The 12,047-nt window shown below is 63.4% G+C and carries 12 protein-coding genes; 6 read left to right on the plus strand and 6 right to left on the minus strand.

Annotation, left to right across the window (positions count from 1 at the left end; genetic code table 11):
- Nucleotides 1-36 precede the first annotated feature (36 nt).
- Nucleotides 37-1,482, minus strand: a complete 1,446-nt coding sequence (locus NKG59_RS07345; protein WP_253536143.1) for a PAS domain-containing protein — start codon at nucleotides 1,480-1,482, stop codon at nucleotides 37-39.
- Nucleotides 1,483-1,752: 270 nt separating this feature from the next.
- Between NKG59_RS07345 and NKG59_RS07350 the strand changes: the two genes are divergently transcribed.
- From NKG59_RS07350 to NKG59_RS26550, 5 genes are all read left to right on the plus strand, one after another.
- Nucleotides 1,753-3,276 carry an aldehyde dehydrogenase family protein gene (locus NKG59_RS07350; RefSeq protein WP_045202430.1) on the plus strand — a complete coding sequence of 508 codons (1,524 nt, stop codon included), beginning with the start codon at nucleotides 1,753-1,755 and terminating at the stop codon, nucleotides 3,274-3,276.
- Between the two features lie 17 nt (nucleotides 3,277-3,293).
- Nucleotides 3,294-5,015 (plus strand): choline dehydrogenase, encoded by a 1,722-nt coding sequence (betA, locus tag NKG59_RS07355; RefSeq protein WP_045202432.1) that lies wholly within the window; start codon nucleotides 3,294-3,296, stop codon nucleotides 5,013-5,015.
- Entirely contained in the window at nucleotides 5,015-5,824 is an 810-nt protein-coding gene (locus NKG59_RS07360) for a TorF family putative porin (RefSeq protein WP_253536145.1), read from the plus strand. Before betA ends, NKG59_RS07360 begins: the two co-directional genes overlap by 1 nt.
- A gap of 66 nt (nucleotides 5,825-5,890) precedes the next feature.
- The gene (locus NKG59_RS07365) at nucleotides 5,891-6,193 is read left to right on the plus strand and encodes a CBU_0592 family membrane protein (RefSeq protein WP_045202433.1); all 303 of its coding nucleotides are present in this window, start codon (nucleotides 5,891-5,893) and stop codon (nucleotides 6,191-6,193) included.
- Nucleotides 6,194-6,684: 491 nt separating this feature from the next.
- Nucleotides 6,685-6,909 (plus strand): hypothetical protein, encoded by a 225-nt coding sequence (locus NKG59_RS26550; RefSeq protein WP_476655362.1) that lies wholly within the window; start codon nucleotides 6,685-6,687, stop codon nucleotides 6,907-6,909.
- Nucleotides 6,910-6,987: 78 nt separating this feature from the next.
- Here the strand turns inward: NKG59_RS26550 and lipA are convergent, their stop codons facing one another.
- From lipA to NKG59_RS07385, 3 genes are all read right to left on the minus strand, one after another.
- On the minus strand, nucleotides 6,988-7,989 hold the full coding sequence (lipA, locus tag NKG59_RS07375; RefSeq protein WP_004633801.1) for a lipoyl synthase: 1,002 nt from the start codon (nucleotides 7,987-7,989) through the stop codon (nucleotides 6,988-6,990).
- 42 nt (nucleotides 7,990-8,031) lie between these two features.
- The gene (lipB, locus tag NKG59_RS07380) at nucleotides 8,032-8,721 is read right to left on the minus strand and encodes a lipoyl(octanoyl) transferase LipB (RefSeq protein ID WP_045202435.1); all 690 of its coding nucleotides are present in this window, start codon (nucleotides 8,719-8,721) and stop codon (nucleotides 8,032-8,034) included.
- Between the two features lie 159 nt (nucleotides 8,722-8,880).
- A complete protein-coding gene (locus NKG59_RS07385) occupies nucleotides 8,881-9,240 on the minus strand; it encodes a DUF2917 domain-containing protein (protein WP_045202436.1) in 360 nt (119 codons plus the stop codon).
- 150 nt (nucleotides 9,241-9,390) lie between these two features.
- Here NKG59_RS07385 and NKG59_RS07390 point away from each other — a divergent pair, with 150 nt between their 5' ends.
- Nucleotides 9,391-10,353, plus strand: coding sequence for a transcriptional regulator GcvA (locus NKG59_RS07390; protein ID WP_045202438.1), 963 nt, complete (start codon nucleotides 9,391-9,393; stop codon nucleotides 10,351-10,353).
- A gap of 89 nt (nucleotides 10,354-10,442) precedes the next feature.
- Here NKG59_RS07390 and NKG59_RS07395 read toward each other — a convergent pair whose 3' ends face one another.
- Together NKG59_RS07395 and NKG59_RS07400 are read right to left on the minus strand one after the other, a co-directional pair.
- Complete coding sequence (locus tag NKG59_RS07395) at nucleotides 10,443-10,742, minus strand: DUF493 family protein (RefSeq protein ID WP_253536148.1); 300 nt, start codon at nucleotides 10,740-10,742, stop codon at nucleotides 10,443-10,445.
- A 20-nt stretch (nucleotides 10,743-10,762) separates the two neighbouring features.
- Nucleotides 10,763-11,965: a D-alanyl-D-alanine carboxypeptidase family protein gene (locus NKG59_RS07400; protein ID WP_045202440.1), complete on the minus strand. Its 1,203-nt coding sequence runs from the start codon at nucleotides 11,963-11,965 to the stop codon at nucleotides 10,763-10,765.
- Nucleotides 11,966-12,047: the final 82 nt, after the last annotated feature.

Here is a 12,047-nt window from a genome sequence, read left to right on the forward strand (position 1 = left end):
AGAAGTTGACGTCTGGGACGTCAGGCAAGACCCAGGCTACGACGTGCCCATCTCCAGCACCGTATCCACCACACTAATCAGGTGCAGCGGTGCGTCGGTGGCCGGGTCGCGCGCCAAGGACGTGGTCATGCGCACTGGCACTGCCGAGCCATCGCCGCGTACCAACTGCAGCGAGAGCGCATACGTGGGCACCGTACCGGCCAGCAACTCGCCGTATTGACGCAGATGACTAGCGAGGTCGTTGCGGTGGGTAAGGTCCAGCAGCGTGCGTTGCTGCAGCGCCGTTTCAGGCTGGCCCAGCAGCGTGCACAGCCACGGGTTGGCGCGCAGGCAGCGGCCTTCCAGGCTGACCTGGGCGATACCGACCGGCGCCTGCTCGAACAACGTCCGCAGCTTCGCCTCGCTGTCGCGGAAGGCCGCTTGTGCTTCCACTTCAGCGGTAATGTCCTGCGCCGCGCCGATCATCGTAGGCTTGGCTGCGGAAGGGTCCTGCGCTTCGCCTTCCTCACGAAGATGGCGACGCGAGCCGTCGGGCAGGGTGATGGTGTATTCGACGCGATACGGCTGCCGTGAGGCGACGGCCCGGTCCAGCACGGCCTGCACACGGGCGCGATCCGCGGGAACGATGGCGTCCAGATAGCGCGCCATCGTCACCGGCGTGGATTGCGGCGCCCAGCCGAAGATGCGGTAAGCCTCATCCGTCCAGCGGCAGGCGTCGCTGCCGGGCTCCCAGATCCAGCTGCCGAGGTGTGCGATCTGTTGCGCCTTGGCCAGCAGCGCCTCCGAATCACGTAACGCGGCTTCGGCCGTGTGGCGCTCGGTTGTGTCCAGGCTCAGGCCGATCATCTTGACCGGGCGGTCCTGCGCGTCACGCACGAGCGTCGCACGTGAGACGATCCATCGCACAACGTCGGGCGCGGGGGCAATGCGGAATTCATGCTCGTAGACGCCCCCCGCACTCAGGTTCTGCGAGACCGCGGCCTGCACACCCGGCACGTCTTCGGCGAGGACGCACTGCCAAAAATCTTCCAGCGTGCGGATCGGCCGGCCAAACAGGCGCGCGACATTCGGCGAATAGGCGACCGCGTCCGTCAGCAGGTTCCACTCCCACGTGACCACGCCGGAAATCTCCTGCGCGAAGGTCATGCGTGCCTCGCTTTCCATGATTGCGGCGATGTGCTTTTGGCGGCCTTCGCGGGCGCGGGCGTCGGTCGTCAGGCTCGCTTCCAGGTCGGCCAGGGCGCGGTCGCCGTAGCGCAGCCAAAGCCAGTTCACGCTCAGGAAGCGGGCCAGCGCCAACAGATTGGCGTATTCGATCTCGCCGCCGCGCGTCCATTTGTGGACAGCGGAGGGTGACACCCCCAGCGCTGCCGCCACTTGCTTGAGCTGGATGCGGCCACGCGTCAGCACGCCTTTGAGGCGGCCGGCAAAGCTGTCTTCATCGAGCGGGCCGTCTGGCGGCGAAAGTGCTGCGGCGGTCATGGAGTGGATTTACTGGGAGTGATTCGCGACAGTATAGCGTGCCGAATATAGCAAAAATCTATTCAAATTTGATGTTGTTAGGTCATAACGATTGGCCTGAAGCAACTAATTTTTCCTAGACTAGTCCAAAATTCTCCAAAGGTAAATAAAAACACCAACAGTGAATTTACGGGTCGCCGCATCCGATTGGCGTCTGACAGGACACCATGGTGCCGGCATTTCGGGCGCCGACTTCTTTGTGCGCCCCCATCATCCATAGGGGTACTCGATATGACGCAAGCTTCCCTTTCAACCGATTTCCGTTCTGCCACCCTGGCTCCTCGTCTTGATCTCTACATCGACGGTCAGTGGGTGCAGCCCGAAGGCGGCGTGTACCGCGACATCGTCGATCCCGCCACCGAAAACGTCCTGACGCAGGCCGCCGATGCCTCCGTGGCCGATGCGCAGCGCGCCATTGCTGCCGCCCGCCGCGCATTCGACGAAGGCCCGTGGCGCCAGACCGGCACGCGCGAGCGTGCGCGCCTGCTCAATCGCATTGCCGACGCCATCGACGCCGACGCCGAGAACCTGGCGACGCTCGAATCGCTCAACACCGGCAAGACCATCATCGAAAGCCGCTGGGACATGGACGGCATTGCTGCGACGTTCCGCTACTTCGCGGGCCTGGTCGCCACGGAATCCGGCCTGATCAACGAGGCACCGGACACCGTCATCAGCCGCACGCTGCGCGAGCCGGTGGGCGTGTGCGGCCTCATCACGCCGTGGAACTACCCGCTGCTGCAAGCCGCTTGGAAGATCGCGCCGGCGCTGGGCGCGGGCAACACCGTCATCGTCAAGCCGAGCAACCTGACGCCGCTGACCACGCATCGCTTTACCGAGCTGCTGATTGAAGCTGGCGTGCCGGCGGGCGTGTTCAACCTCGTCACGGGCGCAGGTGAAGCTGGTGCCGAGCTGTCGCGCAACCTCGATGTGGATCTCGTGTCGTTCACGGGCGGCGCTGTTGCAGGCGCGGCAGTCATGAGCGCCGCTATCGGCAACTTCAAGAAGATCGGCCTGGAGTTGGGCGGCAAGAACCCGAACATCATTTTTGACGATGCGGATTTCGATACCGCCGTCGATTACGCAGTCAACGCGGCGTTCTTCCATGCGGGCCAAGTGTGCTCGGCCGGATCGCGCCTGATGCTGCAGGATGGTATCCACGACCGCTTTGTCGATGCGCTGGTCGAGCGCGTCAAACGCATCCGCGTGGGCAATGGCTTCGCTGAAGGCACGGAGATGGGCCCAGTGCAATCCGCCTTCCAGCGCCAGAAGATCATCAACATGATTCAGGCCGGCGTGCAGGAAGGCGCGGTGCTGCGTTGTGGCGGCAAGGCACCGGAAGGCGAGGCATTCCAACGAGGCTTCTGGCTGGAGCCGACCGTGCTGACCAACGTGCGTGACGACATGAAGATCGCCACCGAAGAAATCTTCGGCCCGGCACTGACCGTCGAGCGCTTTTCCACCGAAGAAGAAGCGGTGCGCCGTGCCAACGCCACGCCGTTCGGTTTGGCAGGCGCTGTGTGGACGGCCGACCTGAACCGCGCCAACCGCGTGACCCGCGCACTGCGTTTCGGCACCGTGTGGGCCAACGACTATCACCCGTACTTTCCCGAGGCACCGTGGGGCGGCTACAAGGCCAGCGGCATTGGCCGTGAGCTGGGCCGCGGCGGTCTGGACGAATACACCGAACTCAAGCACAGCTACATCAACCTCGCTCCGCAGCCGATGGGCTGGTTCGGTGCGGACGCTGAGTAAGAACGGGAGGGCATGTTTTGACCACGAATACCGCACAGGAATATGACTACATCATCGTGGGCGCCGGCTCGGCTGGCTGCGTGCTGGCTGCGCGCCTGACCGAAGACCCGGACGTGACCGTGCTGCTGCTCGAAGCAGGCGGTCCCGACCACCGCTGGGATTTCCGCACGCAGATGCCCGCGGCGCTGGCGTATCCGCTGCAGGGCACCACGTACAACTGGGCCTACGAAACCGAGCCCGAGCCGCACATGAACAACCGCCGCATGTCGCAAGGCCGTGGCAAGGGGCTGGGCGGCTCATCGCTCATCAACGGCATGTGTTTCATTCGCGGCAACGCGATGGACTACGAGCGCTGGGCGAGCGATTTTCAGTTGGACGATTGGACCTATGCCGACTGCCTGCCGTACTTTCGCAAATCGGAAACGTATGACAAGGGCGCCAACGACTGGCATGGCGATTCCGGCCCGCTGCAGGTGACCACGCCCAAGCACGACAACAGCCTGCTGTTCCACGCCTTTATCGAAGCCGGCGAGCAAGCCGGTATCCCGGCCACCGACGATCTGAACGGCTATCGCCAGGAAGGTCTGGGCCCGATGGACCGCACCGTGACCGCCAAGGGCCGCCGCGCCAGTACATCGCTGTGCTATCTCGACAACGCACGCAAGCGGCCCACGCTGACCGTGCTGCCGCGCGTGCTGGCTGATCGCGTGATCTTCGACGGCACGCGTGCCGTGGGCGTCGAGGCGCTGATGGATGGCAACCGCGAAACATGGCGTGCGCGCCGCGAGGTGATCGTCACCAGTGGCGCCATCGCTTCTCCGCAGTTGCTGCAGCGCTCAGGCGTGGGCAATGCGGATGACCTGCGTGCGATGGGCATCCACTCGGTCGCGCACCTGCCGGGCGTGGGCGAGAACCTGCAGGACCACCTGGAGATGTACATCCAGTACGAGTGCCTACGTCCGGTGTCGATCTACGAAAACACGCTCTGGTACAACAAGCCGAAGGTTGGGCTGGAGTGGTACATGCACGGCACCGGCGCCGGCGCCAGCAACCACTTCGAGGCGGGCGGCTTCATTCGCAGCGATGACAGCTTCGAGTGGCCGAACATTCAGTACCACTTCCTGCCGCTGGCCGTGAACTACGACGGCAGCAACCCGGTGAAGATGCATGGGTTCCAGTGCCACGTGGGTTCGATGCGTTCTCCGTCTACCGGTTACGTGAAGCTCGCTTCGCGCGATCCGCGTGACAAGCCGCGCATCCTCTTCAACTACATGGCGCACGATGTGGATTGGCGCGAGTTTCGCGCCGGCGTGCGGATCACGCGCGACATCATCGCGCAGCGTGCCTTCGATCAATATCGCGGTCGCGAAATCAGCCCCGGCCCGAGCGTGCAGACCGACGCCGAGATCGATGCCTTCGTGCGCCATCACGCCGAGACCGCCCTGCATCCGTCTTGCACCTGCAAGATGGGTTCAGCAGACGATCCGATGGCAGTGGTTGACAACGAAGGCCGCGTGCACGGCTTGGAGGGCCTGCGCGTGGTCGACGCGTCGATCATGCCGCGCATCGTTACCGGCAACCTGAATGCGCCGACGATCATGATGGCGGAGAAGATCGCCGACCGGATTCGCGGTGTGGCGCCGCTCGCGCGCTCCGATGCGGCGTTCTATGTGCATGGGAAATCGCCGCTGCAGGCGCCAGCCAAACCGCTGGTCGCCAGTGAACTGGTGGTGCCCTGATGCGCTGGCGCAAGGTCGCGACGATGGTGGGCGGGGCGGCGGCGTGTGCTGCTGTGCTGCCCGCGCTGGCGGATGACGTGCCGGCCAGCGAGGACAAGCGCTGGTCGGCCAATGCATCGGTTGTTTCGCAATATGTGTCGCGCGGCCTGCGCCAGACATGGGGAAAACCTGCCCTGCAAGCCGGCGTTGATTACACCGCGCCAAGCGGTTTCTATGCCGGTGTGTGGGGCTCCCAAGTCAGCGATCACGTCATCGCAGGCGCGCATGCCGAGGTTGATACCTACCTCGGCTATGCCACGACCGTTGCGCACGGCGTGGAGTTGACTACCGGGCTCTACCGCTACTGGTACCCCGGTGCACGCTACGACAAGGCTGTCGGCGGCGGCCCCGCCACCGGCTACGACTACACGGAATGGATGGTCGGCGCCGGCTGGCGCGGCGTGTCGGTCAAGCTATGGACCACGCTGTCGAACTACTTTGGCTTCGATGGTAATTCGCTGGCCGACGGCATCGACCGCGGCAGCCGCGGTTCCACCTACGCCGAAGCCAACTGGGCCGTGCCCTTGCCCAACGACTTCACGCTTGGCCTGCACGTCGGCCACGAGCACGTGCGCAACCACAGCGCATTCAGTTTTACCGACTACCGCATTGAACTCTCGCGGCCCATTAACAAGTTCTTGACGCTGTCTGCTGCTTTGACTGGCGCGGATGCATCGGCCTATGCGCATCAGCTCTCCGCGCGCAATGGAGCAGATCGCATGACGCTCGGCCGACGCACGGTCGCACTCAAGTTGACGGCCACGTACTGAGCGGCGGGCGACGGCGCTCTGCCTGCAACCCCTTTCTCCTCAACCTCTGCTTTCAAAGCACACACCATGGCCTCCCTGGGTTTTACCGACGTTGTCGGTCTGGTCGGCGTCGCCGCTTATGTTTCTGCGCACTTTGGCGTGCAGGTCCTGCATAAGCCGCCGACCGGCGCATTCGCCGTTCGCCTCAACCTGCTTGGACCGATTTGCATCCTGATTTCGCTGATGGGCTCGTTCAATCTTGCGTCGTTTCTTACCCAGTTCTTCTGGCTGGCGTTGACGCTAATGGGTTGGTGGCGCAATAAGCAGGCGGGGCGCCCGGTAGCGGAACCCGCTGGCGCGCCGCGCCCGGGGCACCCGGCGCAGCAGTAGGTTCGCCCTGCCAGCCAAAAACCGCGTCTACGTGCGCGGTTTTTCTTTGTTTGAAAGCGTGAGGGCCTTCGTTGAAATGTGATTTAAGAGGCTCTCAATCAATGCAATGGGTTAAGCCATCGAATAATTGTTGAGTAAAAAAGAACAGTCTTTTCCTTGATCGATTATTTATTCATTGAGGGCAACGATCTATTCTGATCACAAGCGCAACGAACTGAGCGCAACCGAATATCCAGACAGATCAGGAGCCCATCATGAACACCCGTCTCGCAACCGCTTTCTCCCGTAACGCTTTGCTGGCCCTGGTGGCCACGGTTTCGGCTTCCGCCGCTCTTCTGACGGCTCAGCCGGCCGCCGCTGCTGTCCAAAGCAGTGCTGATCCGTACACGCAAGGTGCCGTCGCCAAGGCTGATCCGTACACTCAGGGCGCTGCTGCCAAGTACGACGTCTATACCCAAGGTGCCGATCGCCAAGCCGATACCTACGGCTATCTGTCGTGGAAGAACGACCGCTTCGATCCGTACACTCAAGGTGCCGTCGGCAAGGCTGACCCATACACCGATGGCGCAATCGCCAAGGCCGATCCGTACACCGACGGCGCTGCCGCCAAGTACGACGTCTACACGCAGGGTGCTGATCGTCAGGCCGACACCTACGGTTATCTGTCGTGGAACGGCGATGCCTCGTATCCGAAGGATGCCGCTTCGCGCGTCTGATCGAACCGCATCAAAGCAAAAGGGCCTTGGGGTGCAACCCAAGGCCCTTTTTGTTTGTGCAGTGGCGCTGCTTCGTGATCAGACCACGCCGGCTTCGTGTGCTTGCTGATCCGCATGGTACGAGCTGCGCACCATGGCGCCCACGGCCGCGTGCGTGAAGCCCATCTCATACGCCTTCTCTTCGAACATCTTGAAGGTGTCCGGGTGCACGTAGCGCAGCACCGGCAGGTGGTGGCCCGACGGCGCCAGATACTGGCCGATCGTGAGCATGTCGATGTCGTGCTCGCGCATGTCGCGCATGACTTCGAGGATTTCCTCATCGGTCTCGCCCAGGCCGACCATCAGACCCGACTTGGTCGGCACGTTCGGGTTGCGGGCCTTGAAGTCCTTCAGCAGCTTGAGCGAATGCGCGTAGTCGGCGCCGGGGCGGGCCTGCTTGTACAGGCGGGGCACCGTTTCGAGGTTGTGATTCATCACGTCGGGCGGGCATTCCTGCAGGATGTCCAGCGCCTTTTCCAGGCGGCCGCGGAAGTCCGGCACCAGCACTTCAATGCGCGTGGCCGGCGACAGGGCGCGCGTACGCGAAATGCAATCGACGTAATGCTGAGCGCCGCCGTCACGCAGGTCGTCGCGGTCGACGCTCGTGATGACGACGTAGTTGAGCTTGAGTTCGGCGATCGTCTTGGCCAGATTTTCCGGCTCGTTCACGTCGAGCGGGTCTGGGCGGCCGTGCCCGACGTCGCAGAACGGGCAGCGGCGCGTGCACTTGTCGCCCATGATCATGAACGTGGCCGTGCCCTTGCCGAAGCACTCGCCGATGTTCGGGCAGCTTGCCTCTTCGCACACCGTCACGAGGTTGTTGGCGCGCAGGATGTCCTTGATTTCGTAGAAGCGCGAGTTGCCGGTGGCGGCACGCACGCGAATCCAATCCGGCTTTTTGAGCTTCTCGGCCGGCACGATCTTGATGGGAATGCGTGCGGTCTTGTCGAGCGACTTCTGCTTGGCCGTCGCGTCATACGGCTTGTTCGACGGGGTGGCAGGGGTGGCGACTTCAGTGGCGCCGGCGGCGGAATCGGTCATCGTGTTCTCCGCACGGGCTCGCGGCTCGTGCATTTCCGGGCGCTATGCGGTAGCGGCCTCGGCGGGGTGCGCTTGCGCGCGTTGCTGCAATTGGGCGACCAGCGCATTGGCCAGGCCGCGGGAAACGGGTTGCCAGTCGTTCGCATCGACGGCGCGTCCGGACGCATCACGGGCGCCGGCGGTCACCATATCGACGGTTTCCAGGCCGGCATAGCCACACGGGTTGATCTGCGTGAAGGGCGACAGGTCCATCGCTAGGTTCAGGCTCACGCCGTGGTAGCTGCAGCCGTTGCGGATCTTCAGGCCCAGCGCGGCTATCTTGGCGCCCGCATGCGGCCCGCTCGACAGGTAGATGCCGGGGGCGCCAGCCTTGCGTTCGGAGGCGACATTATACGTGGCGAGCGTCTCGATGACGGCCGCCTCGATGGCGTCGACCAGCGCCTTCACGAATAGTCCGCGTCGGCGCAAATCCAGCAAAAGGTAAGCGACGACTTGGCCGGGGCCGTGGTAGGTGATCTGGCCGCCACGATCAACTTTCACCAGCGGGATGTTGCCGGGAGCCAACAGATGTGCCGGATCGCCCGCCAAGCCGAGCGTGAACACCGGCGGGTGTTCGACCAACCAGATCGTGTCGGGCGTATCGGGGCCCCGCTGCGCGGTGAATGTCTGCATTTCGTCGAAGCAGGCGGCGTAGTCCTGCAAGCCGCGCTCGACGATGTCAATCGGAATCATGCCCGCGAGTGTAGCGCAGGGCCGCTAACGGCGCCCCGCGCCTTTGCCCGCTTCGCTTGCAGGGTCGAGCAAAAAAATGCCGGCGCGATGGGAGGCATCGGCGCCGGCGTCGGCTTTTGCGGCAGATGCCGCAAAGGAGGCTAGGAACAGGTTTCGGGCTCAGGCGGCCACGACCGGTGTGTCGGCGTGCTCGTTCCAGCCGAGTGCGGCGAGTGTGTGGCGCCATCCGTTCGTGACGTGCCACGGCTGGCGCGGCATGTGGCCGTCGGTGGCTTCCACGGCCAACGCGACTGGGCCGAGGGCTTTCGGGTCGACCGAGACGACGATTTCTTCACCGCGTTTTACGGCAACACTGCCGCCCGCGTGCAGCCATTCGTCGCCGGCTTTGTTCTCGTGTGTGATCCATACGTCGTGCCCGCAGGCTTCTTCGACGCGCAGATTCTGGTTGGCCGGCATGCGCAATGCCACCACTTCGCCGGGCTGCAGAGTGAATACAATTTTTGTTAGTACAGCTTTCATGATCGGCTCCTTCACGGCAGTGGGATGGGGCCTTGCCGTTGAAGGAATTCTAGGTGCTTGGTTGCCTTGTACCAAACGATATATATTGCGTTTCTTGATAGTGCAGCTCACATAAAAATCACGCTGACCTACGAAAATCCGGAGGGAAAGATGACCGAAATCCGCGAACCGATGCGCTTGCCGTCACTTGGCGCGCTGCGGGTGTTCGAGGCGGCGGCCCGCTATGAGAGTTTTTCGCGTGCGGCGACGGAGCTGTTCGTTACGCACGGCGCCGTCAGCCATCAGATGCGCACCCTGGAGGATGAGCTGGGCGTGCCGCTGTTCGAGCGGCGCGGCAAGCGCGTCATGCTCACCCACGCGGGCCGTGCATACGCCGATCGCGTGCGCGAGGCGCTCGACCAGATCGCCCAGGCCACGCACCAGCTGCGCGCCGGCAACCGCGACAACCGCCTGGCCATCAGCACGATGCCGTCGTTTGCCGCGCGTTGGCTGACGCCGCACATCGGCACCTTCATCGAGCGCCATCCCGAGTTGGAAGTGGAGCTGTTCTCCAGCCCCGCGCTGGTCGACTTCGCGCGCGAAGAGGTGGACGTGGCATTGCGCATGGGTTCGGGCAACTATCCGGGCCTGTACGTGGAAAAGCTGCTCGACGATGTGTTCTTCCCGATCTGCAGCCCCGCGTTCAACGGCGGACGGTTGCCACGCACGCTGGCCGAGATGGCGAGCATGACCTTGCTGCGCAGCGAGGGTGAGGCATGGAAGCCGTGGTTCGATGCGGCCGGCCTTGAGGGGTTTGTCGAGCCACGCGGCGGGCTGATGTTCCAGGATTCGTCGTTGCTATTGCAGGCCGCGGCAGCGGGGCAGGGTATTGCGCTGATCCGCCCGACGTTGGCCTTCAATGACCTGCTGACCGGTCGCGTGGTGCGCCTGTTCGAGACGACGATCCCATGCCCATGGAACTATTACTTCGTGTGCCCGCACAGCGCGCTGCAGACGCCGAAGATGCAGGCGTTCCGCACGTGGCTGCTGCCGGAGATTGCGGCGTTCAAGCTCAAGCTGGCGGGGCTGATGAACGACAACGCGGTGTGCCTGGGGCACGTCTCGAAGGGCTGAGCCCGGCCATCGAAAAAAACGCGCTGACAAAGCAAACGCCCCGGCATGACCGGGGCGTTTTGCTTTCTGCTTGGTGGCGAAGAGGTGCGTTACAGCACGATCTTCACCATCGGGTGGCTTGTCAGCGTCTGGTACAGCGCGTCGAGCTGTTCGCGGCTCGTCGCACGCACGATCACCGTCAGGCCCAGGTAGTTGCCGCTGGAAGACGGGCGTTTTTCCAGGCGCCCCTCGTGGAACTCCGGGTCGTGCAGACGAACCACCTCGACAATGGTCGCGGCAAAATCGTCATGCATCGGCCCCATCACCTTGATGGGGAAATCGCTCGGGTATTCGATGAGCGACTGTTCGGGCGGAATGTGGCCCGGCGGGGGAGTGTGAGAGGAGGTCATGTCGAAGTAAATGAGGGCGATTACTTCTTTTTAAACCACAGCTTGACCGCGTCGATCGTGCGGCCGACGAAGCCGGCTTCCGGCACCGCTTCGAGCGCCACCACCGGGAACTCCGACACTACGGTCGAGCCGTCCATCACCTTGACCGTGCCCAGTTGCTGGCCTTGCGCGATCGGGGCGATCAGCGGGTCCTTGCGCTCGAGCACAGGCTTCAGGCGCGCACCTGCGCCCTTGGGCACCGTGATCCACTTGTCTTCCGACACGCCCAGTTTCACGTTTTTGGCCTGGCCCTTGTACACGTCGGGCGTCTGCAGCGCTTCCTTGGCCTTGTACAGGCGCACCGTATCAAAGAACTGATAGCCGTAGTTCAGGACTTTCAGGCTCTCCTGTGTGCGGATAGCGTCGCTCTTGGTGCCGACGATGACCGACAGCAGGCGACGATTCGCGCCCGGCACGTCCGGCAGCGGGCGGTTGGCCGAGGTGACGAGGCAGTAGCCGGCCGACTTGGTGTGGCCGGTCTTGCCGCCATCGACCGTCGGGTCGAGCCACAGCAGGCGGTTCCGGTTGGACTGCTTGATGTTGTTATAGGTGAAATCCTTCTGCGAATAGAACTTGTAGTCCTGCGGGAAATCCTTGATCAGCGCCGAAGTCAGGATCGAAAGATCACGTGCGGTGGAGTAGTGATTCGGATCGGGCAGGCCCGCGGCGTTCGCGAAATGCGTGTTCTTCATGCCCAGACGCTCGGCTTCGCGGTTCATCAGCATCACGAAGTTGGTCTCGGTGCCGCCCACGGCCTCGGCCAGCACCAGGGCTGCATCGTTGCCCGACTGGATGATCAGACCTTGCGTCAGCTCTCGCACAGAAACAGGCTTGCCGGCCTGCAGGAACATGCGCGATTCGTCGGTCTTGACCGAGCGCACGGTCTCGGTGGGCGTGATCATCTGGTCGTACTTGAGCTTGCCGTCGCGCACGGCTTCGAAGACCAGATAGGCCGTCATCAGCTTGGTGAGCGAGGCGGGCTCGATGCGTTCGTCCATGTTCGCGCCGCCGAGCACCTGGCCGCTGGTCACGTCAGTCAGCATCCACGAGCGGGCCGCGACCTGCGGGGCAGGTACCGGTTGCGCCATGGCGGGCAGCGCGGTGACCAGCACGGCGGCTGCTACAGCGGTTGCGGCGGCGGAATGGAGGGCGAGGGGCGTGAAATGGGCGAAGCGGGTCTGCATGTCGGGTCCTGCGGTCTGCTTGGAGTTCAATGGCGCCGCCTGCCAGAAAAAAGGGGGGAGGCGCGGCGTCCGGAAAATCAAC

The sequence above is a fragment of the Ralstonia chuxiongensis genome (assembly GCF_024158925.1).
In the GTDB taxonomy this organism is placed as follows: domain Bacteria; phylum Pseudomonadota; class Gammaproteobacteria; order Burkholderiales; family Burkholderiaceae; genus Ralstonia; species Ralstonia chuxiongensis.